The sequence below is a fragment of the Chryseobacterium phocaeense genome, assembly GCF_900169075.1.
In the GTDB taxonomy this organism is placed as follows: domain Bacteria; phylum Bacteroidota; class Bacteroidia; order Flavobacteriales; family Weeksellaceae; genus Chryseobacterium; species Chryseobacterium phocaeense.
The window spans coordinates 956,749-976,452 of the sequence record NZ_LT827015.1; the positions used below are offsets into that span (position 1 = coordinate 956,749).

At 39.9% G+C, this 19,704-nt stretch carries 22 protein-coding genes and 1 riboswitch; of the genes, 11 read left to right on the plus strand and 11 right to left on the minus strand.

What is annotated here, in order from left to right:
• Positions 1 to 117 precede the first annotated feature (117 nt).
• From B7E04_RS10970 to B7E04_RS10995, 6 genes are all read left to right on the plus strand, one after another.
• Complete coding sequence (locus B7E04_RS10970) at positions 118 to 420, plus strand: hypothetical protein (RefSeq protein ID WP_080778692.1); 303 nt, start codon at positions 118 to 120, stop codon at positions 418 to 420.
• Complete coding sequence (locus B7E04_RS10975; protein WP_080778693.1) at positions 420 to 707, plus strand: cell division protein ZapA; 288 nt, start codon at positions 420 to 422, stop codon at positions 705 to 707. Before B7E04_RS10970 ends, B7E04_RS10975 begins: the two co-directional genes overlap by 1 nt.
• Before the next feature lie 227 nt (positions 708 to 934).
• The gene (gene rny, locus B7E04_RS10980; protein WP_062652527.1) at positions 935 to 2,524 is read left to right on the plus strand and encodes a ribonuclease Y; all 1,590 of its coding nucleotides are present in this window, start codon (positions 935 to 937) and stop codon (positions 2,522 to 2,524) included.
• A gap of 73 nt (positions 2,525 to 2,597) precedes the next feature.
• On the plus strand, positions 2,598 to 3,839 hold the full coding sequence (locus B7E04_RS10985) for an MFS transporter (protein WP_080778694.1): 1,242 nt from the start codon (positions 2,598 to 2,600) through the stop codon (positions 3,837 to 3,839).
• Positions 3,840 to 3,968: 129 nt separating this feature from the next.
• Positions 3,969 to 4,154, plus strand: a complete 186-nt coding sequence (locus tag B7E04_RS10990; RefSeq protein ID WP_080778695.1) for a hypothetical protein — start codon at positions 3,969 to 3,971, stop codon at positions 4,152 to 4,154.
• 290 nt (positions 4,155 to 4,444) lie between these two features.
• The gene (locus B7E04_RS10995; RefSeq protein ID WP_080778696.1) at positions 4,445 to 4,657 is read left to right on the plus strand and encodes a hypothetical protein; all 213 of its coding nucleotides are present in this window, start codon (positions 4,445 to 4,447) and stop codon (positions 4,655 to 4,657) included.
• 80 nt (positions 4,658 to 4,737) lie between these two features.
• On the opposite strand, the gene B7E04_RS11000 is transcribed toward B7E04_RS10995, so the two are convergent.
• The 5 genes from B7E04_RS11000 to B7E04_RS11020 all read right to left on the minus strand — a co-directional run bounded on the left by B7E04_RS11000 (position 4,738) and on the right by B7E04_RS11020 (position 9,589).
• Positions 4,738 to 5,670, minus strand: a complete 933-nt coding sequence (locus tag B7E04_RS11000; protein WP_080778697.1) for a YeiH family protein — start codon at positions 5,668 to 5,670, stop codon at positions 4,738 to 4,740.
• An 82-nt stretch (positions 5,671 to 5,752) separates the two neighbouring features.
• Positions 5,753 to 6,634 (minus strand): LysR family transcriptional regulator, encoded by an 882-nt coding sequence (locus B7E04_RS11005; RefSeq protein ID WP_080778698.1) that lies wholly within the window; start codon positions 6,632 to 6,634, stop codon positions 5,753 to 5,755.
• Positions 6,635 to 6,830: 196 nt separating this feature from the next.
• The gene (locus B7E04_RS11010) at positions 6,831 to 8,138 is read right to left on the minus strand and encodes a voltage-gated chloride channel family protein (protein WP_185117076.1); all 1,308 of its coding nucleotides are present in this window, start codon (positions 8,136 to 8,138) and stop codon (positions 6,831 to 6,833) included.
• Positions 8,139 to 8,169: 31 nt separating this feature from the next.
• Positions 8,170 to 8,237: riboswitch (Fluoride riboswitch) on the minus strand.
• 17 nt (positions 8,238 to 8,254) lie between these two features.
• Positions 8,255 to 9,118, minus strand: a complete 864-nt coding sequence (locus tag B7E04_RS11015; RefSeq protein WP_080778699.1) for a sugar phosphate isomerase/epimerase family protein — start codon at positions 9,116 to 9,118, stop codon at positions 8,255 to 8,257.
• Positions 9,119 to 9,121: 3 nt separating this feature from the next.
• Positions 9,122 to 9,589, minus strand: coding sequence for an acyl-CoA thioesterase (locus B7E04_RS11020; protein WP_080778700.1), 468 nt, complete (start codon positions 9,587 to 9,589; stop codon positions 9,122 to 9,124).
• Between the two features lie 118 nt (positions 9,590 to 9,707).
• On the opposite strand from B7E04_RS11020, the gene B7E04_RS11025 reads away from it, so the two are divergent.
• Complete coding sequence (locus B7E04_RS11025) at positions 9,708 to 10,067, plus strand: arsenate reductase family protein (protein WP_080778701.1); 360 nt, start codon at positions 9,708 to 9,710, stop codon at positions 10,065 to 10,067.
• A 91-nt stretch (positions 10,068 to 10,158) separates the two neighbouring features.
• Here the strand turns inward: B7E04_RS11025 and B7E04_RS11030 are convergent, their stop codons facing one another.
• Complete coding sequence (locus B7E04_RS11030) at positions 10,159 to 11,907, minus strand: alkaline phosphatase D family protein (RefSeq protein WP_080778702.1); 1,749 nt, start codon at positions 11,905 to 11,907, stop codon at positions 10,159 to 10,161.
• A gap of 174 nt (positions 11,908 to 12,081) precedes the next feature.
• On the opposite strand from B7E04_RS11030, the gene B7E04_RS11035 reads away from it, so the two are divergent.
• Entirely contained in the window at positions 12,082 to 12,264 is a 183-nt protein-coding gene (locus B7E04_RS11035; protein WP_080778703.1) for a hypothetical protein, read from the plus strand.
• A gap of 55 nt (positions 12,265 to 12,319) precedes the next feature.
• Here the strand turns inward: B7E04_RS11035 and gcvT are convergent, their stop codons facing one another.
• Genes gcvT through idi form a run of 3 tightly spaced genes read right to left on the minus strand, consistent with a single transcriptional unit; the run spans position 12,320 to position 14,389 of the window.
• Entirely contained in the window at positions 12,320 to 13,396 is a 1,077-nt protein-coding gene (gene gcvT / locus B7E04_RS11040; protein WP_080778704.1) for a glycine cleavage system aminomethyltransferase GcvT, read from the minus strand.
• Between the two features lie 9 nt (positions 13,397 to 13,405).
• Entirely contained in the window at positions 13,406 to 13,876 is a 471-nt protein-coding gene (locus B7E04_RS11045; RefSeq protein WP_228439904.1) for a hypothetical protein, read from the minus strand.
• Between the two features lie 3 nt (positions 13,877 to 13,879).
• On the minus strand, positions 13,880 to 14,389 hold the full coding sequence (idi, locus tag B7E04_RS11050) for an isopentenyl-diphosphate Delta-isomerase (RefSeq protein ID WP_080778706.1): 510 nt from the start codon (positions 14,387 to 14,389) through the stop codon (positions 13,880 to 13,882).
• 294 nt (positions 14,390 to 14,683) lie between these two features.
• Between idi and B7E04_RS11055 the strand changes: the two genes are divergently transcribed.
• The gene (locus B7E04_RS11055; protein ID WP_080780656.1) at positions 14,684 to 15,088 is read left to right on the plus strand and encodes an LNS2 domain-containing protein; all 405 of its coding nucleotides are present in this window, start codon (positions 14,684 to 14,686) and stop codon (positions 15,086 to 15,088) included.
• 102 nt (positions 15,089 to 15,190) lie between these two features.
• Entirely contained in the window at positions 15,191 to 16,150 is a 960-nt protein-coding gene (locus tag B7E04_RS11060; protein WP_080778707.1) for a D-2-hydroxyacid dehydrogenase, read from the plus strand.
• Positions 16,151 to 16,203: 53 nt separating this feature from the next.
• On the opposite strand, the gene mscL is transcribed toward B7E04_RS11060, so the two are convergent.
• Entirely contained in the window at positions 16,204 to 16,584 is a 381-nt protein-coding gene (mscL, locus tag B7E04_RS11065; protein WP_080778708.1) for a large conductance mechanosensitive channel protein MscL, read from the minus strand.
• Between the two features lie 249 nt (positions 16,585 to 16,833).
• Between mscL and B7E04_RS11070 the strand changes: the two genes are divergently transcribed.
• Positions 16,834 to 18,351 carry an NAD(P)H-hydrate dehydratase gene (locus tag B7E04_RS11070; protein WP_080778709.1) on the plus strand — a complete coding sequence of 506 codons (1,518 nt, stop codon included), beginning with the start codon at positions 16,834 to 16,836 and terminating at the stop codon, positions 18,349 to 18,351.
• Between the two features lie 175 nt (positions 18,352 to 18,526).
• Here B7E04_RS11070 and lgt read toward each other — a convergent pair whose 3' ends face one another.
• On the minus strand, positions 18,527 to 19,375 hold the full coding sequence (gene lgt / locus B7E04_RS11075) for a prolipoprotein diacylglyceryl transferase (protein WP_080780657.1): 849 nt from the start codon (positions 19,373 to 19,375) through the stop codon (positions 18,527 to 18,529).
• Between the last annotated feature and the right edge of the window lie 329 nt (positions 19,376 to 19,704).

Below are 19,704 nucleotides of genomic sequence, written 5' to 3' on the forward strand. Positions count from 1 at the left end.
AAGGAGGTGCATGGGCAGCTCCTTTTTTTGTGGCTATTCAAAATATAGGGACATTTATTTTTGTTACTGTTATTATTTTTTTATTTTTGCTATTAGTTAGAATATACAAAACCTGAAATGCTTCAAGATTTAGAAAACAATTTTTCAGAATTAGAGAGAAAGATTTTGCTTTTACAAAGAAATTACAAAAATCTTACTGAAAGATTATCGGACTTAAGTATTGAGTATGAAGAGCTGAAGACGAAATATGATGAGGAAAGAAGAAAAAATCAGGTATTAGCAGAAGAACAAAAAAATATAAAACTTTATTCAGCAATATCAGGAAATCCTGAACACAACAGGTTAATGAAAAACCATATCAACAGATTGGTAAAAGAAATTGACTTCTGTATTGCACAGCTTCAAAACAGTGGATTATAATGGAGGTAAGAAGAATAACCATAAACATTGCAGGAAGGGTATATCCGCTGAACGTACCGGCCGCCGAGGAAGAAACTCTGCGCAAGGTAGGAAAGCAGATCGAAAATATGATTAAAGATTTTGAACAGAACTTCGATGTACGAGATAAACAGGATGCTTTGGCGATGTGTGCCCTGAAATTGGGAACCAACGCGGAAGTAGTGTCTCTGAACTACGAAAAAAATATAAATTCTACCAACGAAAGATTAGTGAAAATCAATCAGTCGTTGAATGAAATTGGGAAATAGATTTTTTTCCCACCAGACTGCCTACAATAATTCTAACACATTTAAGGTAAACTCAACGCTAAACAATTACCGAACAAATGTCCGCTGAATGGCGTGCCGGATTCCCGGATTACAGACAGTGGAAATCAGTTCAAATCGTGTTGATTAGGAGTTTACTCTCAATCCCTGAATTGTTGTAGGTTTTTTTATTTAGATAAGTGTAAGACAATTAAAACTCAATATATATTATGACAACAGCCATTATAATCGGCGTTATTTGCCTGGTGGCAGGTGCAGTGATAGGGGTTCTTTTCTCCAGAAGCTCACTCAATACCAAAGCAAAATTTATTGTAGATGATGCAAAGAAGAATGCCGAAAACCTTATAGAAAAAGCAAATGTTCAAGCTGAATCCATAAAAAAAGAAAAGAATCTGCAGGCCAAAGAAAAATTTCTGGAGCTTAAATCCCAGCATGACGCCGATATCCAGTCGCGTGAGAAAAAAATGCAGGAAAGCGAGAAAAGAATGCAGGAAGTGGAGAAAAGAATCAAAGACAAGGAACACAAGCTTAATGACGAGCTGAGTAAGACCGGAAAACTTGAAAAGGATCTTGACAGACAGATTGGAGATTATGCCAAGAAAAATGAGATCTTAGACAGAAAACAGCAGGAACTGGACGTAGCTACCGCTAAAAAAGTGGAGATCCTTGAAAAAATCGCCAATTACACCGCTGAAGAAGCCAAAGCCGAATTGGTGGAAACCATGAAAGCAGAAGCCAAGACCAGAGCTCAGGCCCACGTTCAGGAGATTATGGAAGAAGCACAGCTGAATGCCAAGAATGAAGCCAGGAAGATTGTGATCCAGACCATTCAGAGAATCGGGACGGAACAGGCGATTGAAAACTCAGTATCGGTTTTCAATATTGAATCTGACGAAGTAAAAGGTAGAATCATTGGTAGGGAAGGTAGAAATATCCGTGCTCTGGAAGCCGTAACGGGAGTAGAAATTATCGTTGACGATACTCCGGAAGCCATCCTTCTTTCATGCTTTGATCCGGTAAGAAGAGAAATCGCAAGATTATCCCTTCACAGACTGGTAACAGACGGAAGAATCCACCCGGCAAGAATCGAGGAAGTAGTAGAAAAAACAAGAAAACAGATCGAAGAGGAAATCATTGAAGTAGGAAAAAGAACGATCATTGATCTGGGAATCCACGGACTTCACCCTGAGCTGATCAAGATTGTAGGTAGAATGAAATACCGTTCTTCTTACGGACAGAACTTATTACAGCACTCCAGAGAAGTAGCAAACATTGCCGCTACCATGGCTGCAGAATTAGGACTGAATGTAAAACTGGCCAAAAGAGCAGGACTTTTACACGATATCGGGAAAGTACCGGAGCAGGAATCTGAACTTCCTCACGCTTTACTCGGAATGCAATGGGCTGAAAAATATGGTGAAAATGCAGAAGTGGTTAACGCCATCGGTGCTCACCACGACGAAATTGAAATGAAGTCATTACTATCACCAATCATCCAGGTAGCGGATGCCATCTCAGGAGCAAGGCCGGGAGCAAGAAGACAGGTACTGGAATCTTATATCCAAAGGCTGAAAGATCTGGAATCTGCAGCATTAAGCTTCGACGGTGTATCCAGTGCTTATGCCATCCAGGCAGGTAGAGAACTGAGAGTAATGGTAGAGAGCGGAAAAGTAAATGATGAAGTAGCCAACCAGCTGTCTTACGACATCTCTGAGAAGATCCAGAACGAACTGACGTATCCCGGACAGGTAAAAGTAACGGTGATCAGGGAAACCAGAGCCGTGAATATTGCAAGATAATATACGATCAAGATATTTTATTAAAAACCTTTCAGGAAACTGAAAGGTTTTTTATTTTTATCAAAACTTAAAAATGCAAGAACTGCCTTTGTCTTCAAAACTGAAGTACATTTTTTCTATCCCTGTTATTATTTCTGCCCTTGGCTATTTCGTAGATATCTATGACCTCCTTTTATTCGGTATTGTAAGAATTCCCAGTTTAAAAGCGCTGGGCCTGAATCCTGATACCGACGGAACCTTTATCCTCAATTGTCAGATGGTAGGGCTGCTGATCGGCGGGGTATTCTGGGGAATATTCGGGGATAAAAAAGGAAGGCTGTCTGTACTGTTCGGTTCCATTCTGGTCTATTCCCTGGCGAATATAGCCTGTGGTTTCCTGCCTTATTTTCCAAAAGAGCATTTGGTATACCAATATGCCGGTTTAAGGTTTATTGCAGGAGTTGGGCTGGCTGGAGAGCTTGGAGCCGGAATTACCCTTGTTTCCGAGAGTCTGCCGAAGAATCTCAGGGCGATCGGAACTTCCGTAGTAGCCGGGTTTGGTTTGATGGGGGCTGTAGTGGCCCAGCTCACCGTAGAACTGGCCGGCGGCTGGAATATTTCCTACATTATCGGCGGCGTCATGGGAATTATGCTGCTGGTACTGCGTATAAGTGTTTCGGAATCCGGTATTTATAAAAATTTAGAACACAAAAATATCTCCAAAGGAAACTTTCTTTCTTTTTTTACCAACAAAGACCGGTTGGTAAGATATCTTAAATGCATTGCGGTGGGGCTTCCCACGTGGTACTGTATTGGCATTCTGGCTGTTTTAGCCAATCAATTTGCCCCAGAACTGGGAATCACGGATCTGAGTCCCGGAAAAGCCATTATGTGGGCTTATGTAGGCATTTCCGTAGGTGATCTTATGAGCGGTTTTATATCCCATGCCCTTAAATCCCGGAAAATGGCTATTTTTTACATGCTTCTGTTTACCATCATCGGCGTGGCGGTTATGTTGTTCGGGAATACAGATACAGAAACCAAATACTACCTATTCTGTGTGTGGCTGGGGCTGGGTACAGGATATTGGGCAATGTTTGTAACACTTGCAGCGGAACAGTTCGGAACCAATATAAGAAATACCGCAACCACTACCGTTCCCAATATGGTAAGAGGGCTGGTGCCTGTGATGATCCTTGCATTTGATCTGCTGAAAAATAATTTTACAGTGATTATCAGTGCTGCTGTTGTAGGAATTGTCGTTTTCGGACTCGCTTTTTATTCATCACTTACCATTTCGGAAACGCATAACAAAGACCTGGAATTTACGGAGTAATATTGCCTTAACAGGTATAATTGCTTTTATTTCTGATAATTAATTAAAGGAATTAACATTTTATTGGGACTTTAATACTAATTATTTCTTTATTTTTGAGACTATTGTTTAATTAAAAATCAAAACATCATGTCACAGGAAATTTTTAAAAAAGCGAAAAAATTAAGAAAGGATGATCTTAAGAACATTGTGGGAGGTATCAGCGGAGTTGCCACTCCGGACCTTTCAAAATGTGGCTGCAGCTGCACAGGAGCAGTAACAGGACCTTCATATTGTGTAAAATACAAAAGATGTCTGCAGGTAATCACTTGCTAACGGATACAAATTAAATTGATAAAAGCCTTTCAGACCACTGGAAGGTTTTTATTTTTATTGAACCCAGAAACGGAAATCGTTTTTCTGATACAGGATTTGAGCAACAATATTCAGTGAAAATAAGTGTTGTTTAAGAATATTTTTAAACTTAAATTTTGTTGTATAGCTAATAATAACAATGAAATCAGGGTCTTATTAAATTTTGTAATAAATTATGTTGCGAATAATTAATATTTGTTTAACTTTGGAAGGTAACTAAACTATATTGTTTAATCTCAAAACTAAATCACATGAACATTATTAAAAATGCTAAAAAGCTAAAAAAAGCAGATCTTAAGAACATTACTGGAGGCGCTTTGAACGGTTCCGCAGTTATTGAAAAACCGGATTTATCACTGTGCGGATGCAGCTGCTCAGGTGCTGTTACAGGACCTTGGTATTGTGTAGAGTACATTGGATGTCCGCAGGTGTATACTTGTGACAACCAGACAGCATCAATGTAATGATTCTTTCAGCCAGAAAACATTTCCACATTTAATAAACGCAAAAGCCTTTTGGGACCTTCCAAAAGGTTTTTGTCATTTTAGCTGATGATGTAAACAAGGCTTCCCACACTGATGATGATCCACAAAATAACTGCGGCAGCCAGCGGTTTTATACCAATCGTCTTTAAAGTCTGAAGGGAAAGGGTAGAGCCAATGAAGAATAGAGTAAGATTCAGTCCGGATTTCGCCATAGCCGTTACAGAACTATTAAAGGTTTCAAACACCGGAAAATAGGTATTCAATAGAATCGCAAGGATAAACCAGCCGATAAACCACGGGATTTTAATCTTTGATTCCTTATTTTTAAAAATAAACATGGTGATCACCGAAACCGGGATAATCCAAAGGGCACGCGCAAGTTTTACTGTGGTGGCAATTTTTAAGGCTTCATCCCCGTATTTGCCTGCCGCACCTACCACCGAGCTGGTATCATGAATTCCTACCGCACACCACAGCCCGAATTCTTCCTGCGAAAGCTGCAATACATGTCCGATAGCCGGATACACAAACAGCGCAATGGAATTCAGCGTAAAAATAATGGCCAATCCCAGGGATATTTCTTTTGTTGCCGGTTTAATGATCGGGGAGACCGCTGCAATGGCACTCCCGCCACAAATAGCTGTTCCGGCAGAAATAAGATAAGAAAGTTTTTTCTCAAGTTTAAAGACCCTTCCCAAAATATAACCGGCAGTCATAACCATCAAAATGCTGGCAATGGTCAGGACGAAACCTGATTTCCCTGCCTGAAGCGCTTTATCCAGCTTAAGTCCAAAACCAAGCCCGACAATGGAAACCTGAAGCAGAAGATGAATATACCTGTGAAGATGTTGTTCAAACGGGTTGCCAATAAAAACCGCCAGTCCGAACCCTAAAGCAAGCGCAACAGGAGAGGAAATAAATGGAGTAAGGCATAGGGCTGCCAGTATGATAAAAATAATTTTTCGCGTCGTTTCATTTTGGGGCATTTTCATAAACTGAAGTTTGAAATAATGCCCCAAAATTCCGCAAATTATCATCACAAAATAAATTGTATTTTGTTATTAAGTATAACTTTTAGTTATAACTAAGATGTTTCAGGAAAAGTCTGATCAGCTCAGACTGTTCACCTTTAGGAAGGATATAATGAAAATTTCTTTCAATGCTGAAGTTTTTAATATCTACAATGCTGAGCGTATTGTTTTTAAGCTCGCTTAAAACCGTGCTGATGGATAAAAAAGCCATACATTCGGAATGGAGAAGATAATTCTTGATGCTTTCACTGCTTCCCAGTTGCATGATCACGGTAAGATCCTCAATACGGATACCTTTCTCTTTTAGGCGGTTTTGAATATATTCCTGAGTTCCCGATCCCTGTTCCCGGAAAATAAGATCCAGCTGATATAAATCTTTAAGACTCATGCTTTTGCGGATCAGTGGATGGTTGGATTTCGCCACCAGAACAATTTCATCGGCTTTAAAAGGATGGTATTCAAAATAGGAAGACTGAGATTCCCCTTCAATAATCCCTACATCAATTTTTCCTTCCTTAAGAAGGCTGGAAATCATTTCTGTGTTATGGGTAATCAGCTCAATTTTAATGTCTTTGTAATAAGAATGGAACGTAGCTAAGATTTCCGGTAAAACGTACTGGGCTACTGTTGTGCTCGCTCCAACAATCAGTTTTCCCTTATGTTCCTGGTTAAACTGGTTAATTTCAAATTCCAGATCACGGTACAGACCCCGTATTTTTTCAGCATATTCAAACAGGATTTCCCCGGCAGCAGTGAGTTGAATGCTGGTTCCTTTCCGTTCAAATAACCGGGTAGCAAGCTGGTTCTCAATTTCCTTGATATGCTTGGTTACCGCCGGCTGCGTTATATTGAGCTCCTCGGAAGCTTTTGTAAAGCTTAACCGCGAGGCTACGGTATGAAAAACTTTTAATCTGTAATCAAACATGATGTGATCATTTGGTGTAACAAAATTAGTTAAAATAAGCGGGTTAGCGGGTGGGGAGTTTAAGGTTCAAAGTTTAAAGTTCAAGGTTCAAGGTTCAAGGTTCAGGGTTTAAGGTTTAAAGTTTAAAGTTTAAAGTTAACAGGAAACCTCGCAAATAAAAGAACCGGCAACTAAAAAACCAGCAACAAGCACCAACCTATAAAAACTCCGAAATGGATTTCTCCTCCTGACTTTCCTGCCTCCTGTTTTTCGCTTCCCCGATTTTCTGCTGCGTATAAATACTGTTCTGCCCGGATAATAGATAAGAAACCACACAGGCAATGGCTATATACACTGCCGGTTCCGCCCCGAACAGCTCAATTCCCATCAGCATACACGCTAGAGGCGTATTGGTAGCCCCGGCAAATACCGCAACAAATCCCATTCCGGCAAGGAGTCCAAACGGTAAGGGAATGAATAAGGATAAGGCACTTCCAAGGGTGGCACCAATAAAGAATAAAGGAGTGACTTCACCGCCTTTAAATCCTGCTGAAAGGGTCACCATGGTAAAAATCATTTTTAAAGCAAAATCATAAAGCGGAAGCTGTTTTTCAAAAGATTCTAGGATAACGGGAATTCCCAACCCGATATATCTCGAGGTTCCCATTGCAAAAACGGCCAGAGCAACGATAATTCCCCCGATAACAGGGCGGAACGGCGGAAATTTAATCCTGGATCTGAAAACGGAACCTGCCCAATGGATGATTTTACTGAATGCTGCGGCACAGAGCCCAAAAGCAATTCCTGCGAGAATACTGTATAAAATGGGTAGAAATTCAAGTTTAGGAATAAAGTCAATATGATAATGGGTATGTTTCACGTTCCAGAGATTCGTGGCCCAGTCAGCCAGAATAGCCGAAGCAAAAGCCGGAAAGATAGCATTATAGCGAATTTTTCCGATCAGAAATACCTCAAGCCCGAAAACAGCACCTGCCAGTGGGGTTCCGAAGACAGATCCAAAACCCGCTGCAATAGCTGCAATCAGCAGTGTTTTTCTTTCGTCTTTATCCAGTTTAAATGGCCTGGTGAGCTGGTCTGCAATAGCTCCGCCCATCTGAAGCGCAGTTCCTTCGCGGCCTGCGGAACCTCCAAAGAAATGAGTAACGATGGTTCCAATATATACAAAAGGTGCCATTTTGAACGGAATAATGTCCTTCGGATCATGAATGTTGCTGATAAGCAGATTATTCCCCGCTTCAACATCCTTTCCGAAGTAATAGTACAGGAGACCGATAAGAAAGCCGGCAACAGGCAGCAGTGCAATCAACCAGATATGATTTTCCCTGAACTTAGTAGCCCATTCCAACGACTGTAGAAATCCTGCCGAAGCGGTTCCCACCAAAGCACCAATGATGATACTGATGCACAGCCATTTTATAATATATGGCAGAGCGGGATATTTCCTGAAGAAGAAACGGATATGAAAAGTAGCTTTCCTGCGTATTGTTTTTTGATTTTTTGACATAGTATTCCTGATAAGTTATTGTTTAATAATCTCTTAATCAGGCGTCATCAGCTTCTGTAAAGCGGTTGGGTAAGGAAGAACACCATTTCCTTTATGATGCGAAGATAAGCATTATTTTAAAAAAAACTGTTTTTAAGGATATACTTTTTACTGATCTCAATGCTTTCAAAAATATCCTTATCGCTTGAGTCCTGTTCCAGGAACCAATATTTAAGGCCTGCTTTTTCCCATGCATTAAAAATTCTTTTGAAATCAACGGTTCCGTTCCCGATTTCTGTAAAATCTTTTGTTCCTGCTTTCATATCTTTAACGTGCCATAGGGGAAAACGTCCGGGATATTTTTCAAAATAGGCCAGCGGATCAATTCCTGCCTTTGAAATCCAGTAGAGATCCAGTTCCATCTTAACCAGCTCCGGAGATGTATTTTCCAGCAGGAAATCATAGATATTTTGATCACCTTCCAGTTGTTCAAATTCAAAATCATGGTTGTGATACGCAAACTGAATGCCTGCTTTTTGGGTGAGTTCACCAGATTTTTCCAGTAACCGGGGAAGTTTTTTATAGTTCCCAACCGTTCTTTCCTCTGGAAAAAGATAAGAGCATACCATATATTCTGAGCCGATAAAATGCAGATGTTCAACAGACTTCTCCCAGCCGTGCAGTAAAGTTCCTTCATCCTGATGGATTATTCCAGTCGTATGATGAGAGCTGATGACTTTTAAACCCGTTTGTTTAAGGATAGACTGAAATTCAGTTCTGCTTTTCCCGAAGAAAGTGCCGTTATACCCATAAATTTCCACTTCTTTGAAACCTAAGGCAGCCAGTTTTTCAAGCGCCTTCTCAAGATTAGCAGACACAGCATCCCGGATTGTATACAGCTGAATCGCTAAAGTTTTTTTCGGGCCTGGTCTGGAAATTCCACAGGCGTATAATCCAAGGAATCCCAATGAGGAAAGCTTAATGAAATCTTTTCTCTGCATAGGCTATAAAAACGGTTTCATTTCGTCTTCAATCTGCGTTCTGAGCTCCATCAGGCGCTTTGCATACTGTTCCTGCTGCTTTTCTTCCTCTGTTTCAGGGATCCATTTCGGAACCGGGAGCTTCTTACCGTTTTCATCTACGGCCACAAATACAATAATGCAGTGTGTTTTTTTATCAAAAGTGGGCTGTTTCAGGTTTCTAGAGAATACATTGATGGAAATATGCATGCTGGATGATCCCGTGTAAATCACCTGCGCATCTACTTTCACCACTTCTCCGATTTTGATAGGCTCATAAAAACGGATCCCTCCTACATAAACGGTCACCGAATAGTTTCCACTCCATGTAGTGGCACAGGCATAACCTGCCTGATCAATCCATTTCATAACACTTCCTCCATGTACATTTCCTCCGTAATTCACATCTGAAGGTTCCGAAATAAACTGAAAAGTGATGGGTTTGTTCTGCATCTTTATAAAATTTCAATAAAGTTATTTAATAATTTCCAGAATCATGGATTAAATCCTACTTTTGAAAGACCAAACTACGATAAAGTAGGAGTTTATCATAAACAGATTTAAAATAATAATGAAGAAAGTATTTTACCTTAATACATGCGATACATGCAGAAAGATCCTGGCACAATTTGACCTTACCGGCTGGGAACTCAGGGAAATAAAGAAAGAACCGGTTACCAAAGAGGAACTGGCCGCCATGCACAAAAAAACAAAATCATACGAAGCCTTATTCAGTAAAAAATCTACCCAGATTAAATTAAGAGGTCTTGATGTGAAGTCCCTTGGAGAAAAAGATTTCAAAGAGCTTCTGCTGGACCATTATACCTTTTTGAAACGTCCGGTTTTTCTTACGGACCAGGAGATTTTTGTAGGAAATGATAAGAAGAATGTAGAGGCTCTGAGAGAATTCTTTGGAGTGGAAAAAGAATAAGAAGCCTTTATAGTAATTATCCGTAACTGATAGAAAAAGAGCTGTAGAATATATCTGCAGCTCTTTGTATGCTAAGGAATATATTTTCTGATCAGTTGATCGTATAGGTTTTTTCCGTCACCGTATTGTAGACTTCTGAAACAATATTATCTACAAATCTCCATTCTGCCTGAGCACTTCCGGAAGTAAACTTTACATTCAGGTACCCTCTTTTATACAGATTGGCATATTCCAGATCATCTATCAGCACCGAAAAAGCCTGAGCCAGTTCTATAGCTTGTGAAGGATCGGAAGTGATTCCCAGATAACCTTCTATTCCCGGCGAAGAAACCGAGCTGCATGCGAGTTCTGTCCCGATGAAATTTCCCTGTGCATTGGTAAGTTTTCCTAACCAGGAATTATGAGTATCTCCTGCAAGAACCACTACTTTTTTCCCTGCAAGCATAGCGTACAGCTGCTCGCGCTCCATAAAATATCCGTCCCATGCATCCAGGTTATACGGTAGTTTTGTTGTAATCCTTGCTATTTCCTGAGGCGTAAGGGTAGGATCCTGCTGCTGGTGTCTTACTTTAAGAACAACCAGCTGGGAAATGGTCTCCTTAAGCAGGATCATCGTAGCAGGCTGTGCACTTCCAAACTGGTCTATTTCCATCAAGATCTTATTGAGAACCATCAGCATTTCAGCAGGAATCATCATTTTGGTCATTAAAATCTGCTGGCCCAAAACTTTCCATTGAGCCGTATCGGCATTGATCTGTGAGCCGAGCCACGTCATCTGCTCATTCCCGATAAGCTTTCTTCCGGAGCTTAAAAAGTCGGCTTGAAACTGTGCCTGATCAAAGTTTCCGGCGGCATCCAGATAATTTGAATAATCAAGCTGCTTATCTCTCGCAATTACCCTTGTATCCATCATATAAAGGGAAACAATATTTCCGAAGTTGAAGCTTCTGTAGATTCTCAGATCTTTTCCGGTCTTTAAAGGAATATATTCGCTGTAAGCCTGGAAAGCAGCCATTTTTCGGGCCTGGAAATCTCCTTCGTTAGGTTGGTGGTTTTCGGCACCGGTCTTGTAGGTGTCATTGGCAAATTCATGATCATCCCAAACACAGATAAACGGTTTTTTCTGGTGCAGAAGCATCAGGTTTTTATCTCCTCTGTACTGACGGTATCTTTCTCTGTAGTCACTTAGGGTAAGGATCTCTTTCGCCGGCTGATGGGCTCGTCCCAGCTGATTGGTATAAGGATTGGTTCCGTACTGTCCCGGGGCATATTCATATATATAATCTCCCAGATGGACTACTACATCCGCGTCAGACTGGGCTATTGCTCCATATACATTAAAAAGTCCTGCCGGAAAATTGGAACAGGAAACCACAGCCATTTTCACCTCATGTACAGGGTCTGTTTTTGAAGGCAGGGTGAGAGTTTCGCCTATGGCACTGCTTTCCTTTGTTTTAATATTATAAAACCGGTAGTAATATCTGGTATTCGAAGGAATATTCTGTACATCCACCGCTACTGTAAAATCATTTACTGAGGTTACATTGGTTTTTCCGCTTCTTACGACATCGGAGAAATTGCTGTTTCTGCTTATTTCCCAGATGATTTCGGCATCAATGGCCACAGAATACCTTGTCCAGATAATCACTCCGCTTGCTGAAGGGTCAAAACTGCCCACTCCGGTTTCAAATCCTGCATACTTCAGATCGGCCGGAGCGTTTCCGGTATCCGTTATATCATCTGAGCAGCTTTCTATTAAAGGAGCAATGAAAATTCCTCCTGCTGCCAGCAATGAGTGCTTAAGGAATTTCCTTCTGTTGATTGAATTGTTGTTTTCCATCAATTTTTTTCATGCAAAAGAAAATAATTGAAAGAATAAGTGCATTAATTTAGTTTTAATTCTATTTTATGAATATTTAATTTGATAATTCTCTTCACGGAGAATAAAATAAATTTATTTTTAAATAATTAATTATTAAATACTTATATTTATAATAACCAAAAAAATAGTACCATGAAAAAGAACTTTTTAAAAACAAAAAGACTGAACAGGTCAGCATTAAAAGAGATTAACGGTGGAGTAAGAATTCCCACATGCAGTATTTTATGCGGCCCGGCAGGCGGTGTTATCTCGAACAGGCCGGGAATAGGTGATGCCTGCAATCCGGACAGATCGATCTGCTGTATCTGTTATTAAACAAAAAAGAGGCTGTAAAATGAATTACAGCCTCTTTTTCTGATTATTCTGAATCTTATACAAAAGGAGCTTTCACCACTTTTGCAGGAATATTTTTATTTCTAACCTGGATAAAGATTTCAGAACCCAGTTTAAAGTGAGGTTTATCCACATAAGCCAGTCCTAACCCGATTTTTTTCATCGGAGACTGTGTTCCTGAAGTTACTTTTCCAATTACATTACCTTCTGCATCCACTACCGGATAATCATGTCTCGGAACTCCTTTGTCCTGAAGCTCAAAACCTACCAGTTTTCTGGTAACGCCTTCTTCTTTCTGTTTTGCAAAGGTGTCTTTGGAAACAAAATCCTTATCGAATTTGGTGATCCATCCTAATCCTGCTTCAATCGGGGATGTAGTATCGTCAATATCGTTTCCGTAAAGGCAGAATCCTTTTTCCAGTCTTAGCGTATCTCTTGCGGCAAGTCCGGCAGGAATAATTCCTTCTTCTTTACCTGCGTTGATGATCGCATCCCAAAGCTGTTCTGCGTTTTCATTCTTAAAATAGATCTCAAAACCGCCGCTTCCCGTATATCCTGTATTTGAAATAATCACATCATTCACACCGTCTACACTTCCAACTGCAAAACTGTAATAAGGAATTTCAGAAAGATTGGTTTCCGTAAGCTTCTGAAGGATTTCCGTAGCTCTGGGACCTTGTACAGCCAATAATGACATGTCATCGGAAGCATTGGTCATCTGGGCACCAAACGTATTATACTTTGAAATATGATTCCAGTCTTTTTCAATATTGGATGCATTCACTACAACAAAATATTTGTTATCTTCCATTTTGTACACGATAAGATCATCCACAATTCCTCCGTTTTCGTTCGGAAGGCAAGAGTACTGGGCTTTTCCGTTTTCAAGGGCATCCACATTGTTGGTGGTAACAAACTGCAGAAGATCCTTGGATCCCGGTCCTTCAATAAAAAACTGTCCCATGTGAGAAACATCGAACAATCCTGCTTTTTCTCTTACTGCAAAATGTTCTTCCGTAACACCGGAATATTGTACAGGCATCTCAAATCCTGCAAAAGGTACGATTTTAGCGCCCAAAGAAACGTGTTTATCGTATAAGGCTGTTTTCTTCATATTTAATTTTTATTTCTTTATTTTAAAGCTGTTGAAAGTTTCGTTAAAAAGGCTCATATAATTTCCGTTCCAGAATTTCTCGCCGCAGTTGATGGAGATAAGATACAGATCTTTGTCTTTCTGAAATGCCCGGGTAATCCAGTGCAGTTTTTCTTTTTCATCGAAATATTCGTAAAAATATTCGGTATATCCTTTTCTGCCTTTATTTTCTTTTATTTTGCTCTCCGGTTCCTCAGATTTGTAAAGAGCCAGGATGAATTTTTTCATCTCTGACTTGGGAAGATTCAGATCATGGTATTCCGAAATGGTAATGGCTCCGATCTCATTGGCTGGGAAAATATTAACGATTTCACTGTCATTGGTGGATCTCCAGCCTTCCGGAACATTGATGGAGTAGCCGGGAGTATCATATACCTTTGCTTTCTGGGCAAAAAACAGACTTCCCGATAAAAAAGCGGCTACAAGCAGGATTTTTTTCATCAGTTAAAAATGGTGTTTATATTCTTCAAGGATAATTTTGAACCATGCAGTAAAATGTTCCGGATGTTCAGCCATTTCCTGATCCAGATCTTCAATGGAAATAAATCTTACTTCTTCTACCTCTTCCTGATTCAGATGAAAATCGGCTTCATAATTCCCTACAAAAACATGGTCCAGTTCATGTTCCCAAAGCCCGCCTCCTACATCTGCTTTATAGATAAAATTGAATTTTTCCGAAAGCTCCGCTTCAATTCCCAGTTCCTCCTGCAATCTGCGTCTGGCGCCGTCAATGTAAGTTTCATCTTCTTTTGGATGTGAGCACACCGCATTGGTCCATTGGCTGGGAGAATGGTATTTCCCGGACGCCCTTTTCTGAAGGAGCATCTCACCTTTGCTGTTGAACAAAAATACAGAAAATGCACGGTGCAGAAGACCGTTGATGTGAGCCTGCTGCTTTTCCATAAGACCCAGAACTTCATCTTCAGGATTAACTAAAACTACAAATTCTTCCATTTCTACAAATGTAAGTCTAATAAATGTATTTTGAAAATTTTTGGATAAACATCATATGCTTTGGGGAATAGCGAAAGGGTAAAAAAGGCGAAATGGCAAATTTGCTCATTGGATGATTTGTTACTTTAATGATAGAACAAAAGAGAAAATTTTTAACCATAAAGATCAAAAAGGTGAATAAAATATTTATATTATTCATTAAATATTATTATTTGTAGTAAATTTTTAACTTAAACTCAATTTAACACTTAGTTTCCTTATAAAATCCGTAACTTTACAGCTCAAATTTTAATGATGGAGTTAGAATATATCGAACACTTAAGTCCTATTCTTAAGGATGGAGTAAAAAATTATTTAATAGACATAGACGGTACCATTACGGACGATGTTCCGAATGAAGAGCCGGAAAGAATGGTTACCTGCGAACCTTACCCTGATGCACTGGAAACAATCAATAAATGGTACGATGAAGGGCATCAAATCTGTTTTTTTACTTCAAGGACAGAAAACCTGAAACAAATCACCATCGACTGGCTGGACAAGCACGGTTTCAGGTACCACAGCGTACTCTGCGGAAAACCAAGAGGCGGAAACTATCACTGGATAGACAACCACCTGGTGAGAGCTACAAGATACAAAGGCAAATTTACAGACCTTGTAGAAAAGCAGGTTACCATTGAAGTTTTCAAAGAAGATTAAGAAAATTCATATACAAAGATTTAAAGATTAAATGAGAGAAGTGCACCCACTTGAAACCTTTTAATTTTTAAATCTTTTCACTTTTTAATATCAATTGTATTTATGAAAGTTTTAGCAAATGACGGTCTGGACCAATCAGGAATTGATGCACTTACTGAGAAAGGATTTGAAGTGATCACCACAAAAGTTCCGCAGGAGTTTTTAGTGGATTACATTAATGAGCATAAGATCCGTACCCTTCTGGTAAGGAGTGCTACCCAAGTAAGAAAAGATATTATTGATGGCTGTCCGTCTATAGAAATTATAGGACGCGGCGGGGTTGGAATGGATAATATTGATGTGGACTATGCAAGAGAGAAAGGGATTCATGTGATCAATACTCCTTCTGCTTCCTCGGAATCAGTGGCTGAGCTGGTTTTTGCCCACCTGTTTTCAGGAGCCAGGTTTCTTCAGGATTCAAACAGAAAAATGCCGTTAATAGGTGATACGGAATTTGCCGGACTTAAAAAAGCATATACTGCAGGAATGGAGCTGAGAGGAAAAACCATCGGAATCGTTGGGATGGGAAGAATAGGGCAGGAAGTTGCCAGAATAGCCCTTGGATTGGGAATGAGAGTAGTTGCTGCAGATAATAATGTAGGGAAAGCAAGCATCAAGGTTAAATTCTATAATAACCAGTTCATCAATGTAGATATAGAAACAGAACCGCTTCAGGATGTATTGAAGCATTCGGATTTTATTACCCTTCACGTTCCGGCTCAGAAAGACGGCTATATGATCGGGAAAAATGAGTTTGATATGATGAAGAATGGTGTTGCTATCGTGAACTGCTCAAGAGGAGGCGTGATCGACGAATCAGCTTTAATTGATGCATTGGATTCAGGTAAGGTGAAATTTGCCGGACTTGATGTTTTTATCAATGAACCTACACCATCCAAAGCGATACTCAATCACTCAAAAATCTCTCTGACTCCTCACACGGGAGCATCTACTTTAGAGGCTCAGGACAGAATTGGTCTTTCCTTAGCAGAGCAGATTTCAAGTATTTTACAGATTCAGTAACACAGCTGATTGCAATACAAGTAAAAAGCACCTCAAACGAGGTGCTTTCAGTTTTATATATTATTCTTACTTCTAAGGAGATCCCTGATTTCAGCCAGCAACTTCTGATCTTCAGTAGGACCTGCCGGAGCAGCCTCTTCTTTTTTAACGATCTTATTGGCTCCTTTAATGATCCAGAAAAGTACCATGGCAATACACAGGAAGCTGATGACGGCCGATAGGAAGTTACCGTAAGTCACCCCGTTCCATGAAAGTTTTGAAATGTTTTCAGCGCCCGCGGCTTTCAATGCCGGGTTCAGTAAAAGTGGAGTTATCACATCTTCCACCAAAGAGGAAACAATTTTCCCGAATGCTCCCCCGATGATCACACCGACAGCCAGGTCAAGCACATTGCCCTTGAAAGCAAAGTCTCTAAATTCTTTAACAAATCCCATAATTTATATTTTTTTAATTAGTATATACACAAAAATAGAATTAAAAAATGTAAAAAACGTTACTTTTTGAAGTTTTTTTATTCCATGAATATTGAATTATGCATTGAGTTCAGAAGGTTTTTTACTCATCAGGACGACCGGTTAAATGCCCGATAATCATAATAATCTGTAAGTGCTTTTTGTTTTTATAGTGGCGAAACCTACTATACAGGAAAACTTTCGTAATTTGGTTAAAAGTTTAATCATCTTATGAAAATATTTTCTGCAGAACAGATACGCGCCTGGGATCAGTTTACCATTATCCACGAACCTGTTTCTTCCATACAGCTGATGGAAAGGGCTTCCGAGGCATTGGCGGGCTGGATTTCGGAAAACTGTAAAAATCACAAAAAAATAGCAATATTCTGTGGGAACGGAAATAATGGCGGTGATGGATTGGCAGCAGCGAGAATCCTTTATGCAAAGGGGTTTGATGTAGATATATTTGTTCAGAATGTCAAAGGGAAATTTTCAGATGATGCTTCGGTCAATTTAAAAAGACTGCGGGATTTCTCCGGAATTTTTGTCAGGGATTTCAAAGAGGCGGATCAGTATAATTTTGATGCTAAGACCATTATTTTGGACGCACTTTTCGGAAGCGGGCTTTCCAGGCCTGTGGAAGGCAGCAGCAAAGAAATAGTTGAATTCCTGAACGACAAAAACTGCATTAAAATATCCGTTGATATGCCTTCGGGAATGTCTGCTGATGATCTGCTTAAAAAAGACTCACTTATTTTTAAAGCTGATTATACATTAAGCTTTCAATGCTGGAAAAAAAGTTTCCTGCATCCGGAAACAGGAAAATATACCGGAAAAGTAATTATTCTGGATATAGGACTCCATCCGGAATACTATCAAGTGGAACCCGCCGAAAGCTTTGTCATAGATGAAAAGCTTATAGAGAATATCTTTAAACCAAGACAGGATTTTTCCCATAAAGGAACCTATGGGAAAGTAACCATTGCAGGTGGAAGTTATGGTAAAATAGGAGCGTCGGTACTGTCTACTAGGGCTGCATTAAAGACCGGAGCCGGACTTACCTTTGCACTGGCTCCCGGATGCGGATATGAAGTTCTTCAGACTTCCTGCCCCGAAGCCATGTTTATGAAAGGAGGAGAAGACTGTATTGACCGTTTTCCTGTAGAAAAAGACTCCGTTGCCGGAATAGGCCCCGGCCTGGGAACTGATCCGAAAACAAAAGAAGCATTTCTGAATTTTTTAAAAGATTATTCAAAGCCTTTGGTTCTGGACGCCGATGCTTTAAACATAATAGCTGAGGATGATAAAAACCTGAAACTGATTCCACAGAAATCCATCATAACACCGCATCCTAAAGAATTTAAACGCCTTTTCGGAACCTCTGAAAATTCTTTTGAAAGACTGGAGTCAGCCAAAAGAAAAGCAGAAGAACTAAAGATTTACTTAGTACTTAAAGATCATCATACGCAGGTGATTACTCCCGAAGGAAATATATTTTATAATATAACCGGAAATGCAGGTTTGGCTAAAGGCGGAAGTGGGGATATCCTCACAGGGGTCTTAACTTCACTTCTTGCACAGGGATATTCAGAAGAAGAAACATGTATTTTAGGCGTATGGCTTCATGGACGGGCGGCTGATCTGGCTGCTGAAAAGCATTCTAAAGAATCAATGCTGCCTACGGATGTGATTGATGAATTCGGGAAGGTTTTTGAGGAACTGAACAGGAGGGTGGCAGTGAAATTGTAGTTGGGCTAAAAGGCGAAAGGGCGAAATCGCAAAAAGGCTAATAAGCGAAATGGCAAAAAAGGCGAATGGGCTAATTAATGGGGTGAAGGTGATGAGTAATCTCTGTTCACATTAAATAAAAAAGGGCAAATCTGCCTTTTTGCAAATTTGCCCTTTCGCGTTTTTACCCTAAAAACTATTCCGGTTTTTCATTTTCCGCCTGGGTAATTTTAAATTTCTTAGACATCAGCATGATGACAACTCCGGCAATCATAAACGGGATGGAAAGAACCTGGCCCGTGTTAAGGCTGCCAATCTGGATGAACTCGTCTCCCTGAGGCTCTTTTAAGAATTCTACAAAGAATCTGATGGCCCAAAGGATAATAAAGAACAATCCGAACAGCCATCCCTGCTGGTATTTTTTATTGGTTTTTCTATACAAGATCCATAGCAGTACAAAAAGACATACATAACCTATAGCTTCAAGAAGCTGACCCGGATAACGAGGAACAGTAGGCCCATACTCACTGCTTTGCTGTGGAAAAAGAATAGCAAGCGGAGAATTTGGAGCAGCAGCTTTTCCTACGATTTCGGAGTTGAAAAAGTTCCCTAGTCTTACAAATGCACCTCCAAGCGCAACTACAATTCCTAGTCTGTCATATACCCAGAACGGATTTTTTTTAATAATTTTGAATGAGTAATATAAGGTGGTGAAAATCAGTGCTATGGTCGCTCCGTGGCTGGCCAGTCCTGAGAATCCCGTAAATTTAAATCCGTTTTTGGTGCTGATCGGTAAAAAAACACTCCAGAAATCCTCCTTGAATAATTCCGGTTGGTAGAAAATAACATGGCCTAATCTTGCCCCTAAAATGGTTCCGATCAGGGTCCATGTGAAAAGCGGCTCTAGATATTTCTGGTTTACGTTATCAATTTTAAATATTCTGAGCATTAAAACATATCCAAAACCAAATGCAAAAACAAACATAAGGCTATAGAAATGCAAGGTTACAGGCCCTATCTGAATTCCTTTTGAAGGATCCCAGATTTTGAATGGCGTTTCAAGGGCTACGCTATCAGTCCCGGTGATAGGTTTTGCGGTTTTAACAGCATACTTGAAATGAGTAATATTATCTTTGGTAGCCGGTGTGTCAATCAGTTTAAAATTTTTATCAAAGAACTGATAATGCAGGCTTTTGTATTTTTCCAACGTGTTAACACTGTAATTGAAATAAGCCGGTTCAAAATTTGACTCGTTCAGGATGACCAGAACATTGTTCCCTGCATTTTTTTCGGGAAAAGCATTCAGGTCGCCTACCTCCGTTGTTGAAAAGATTTTTACCGGGACACTGCCTCCGTTTACTTTCAGCGTTCCGT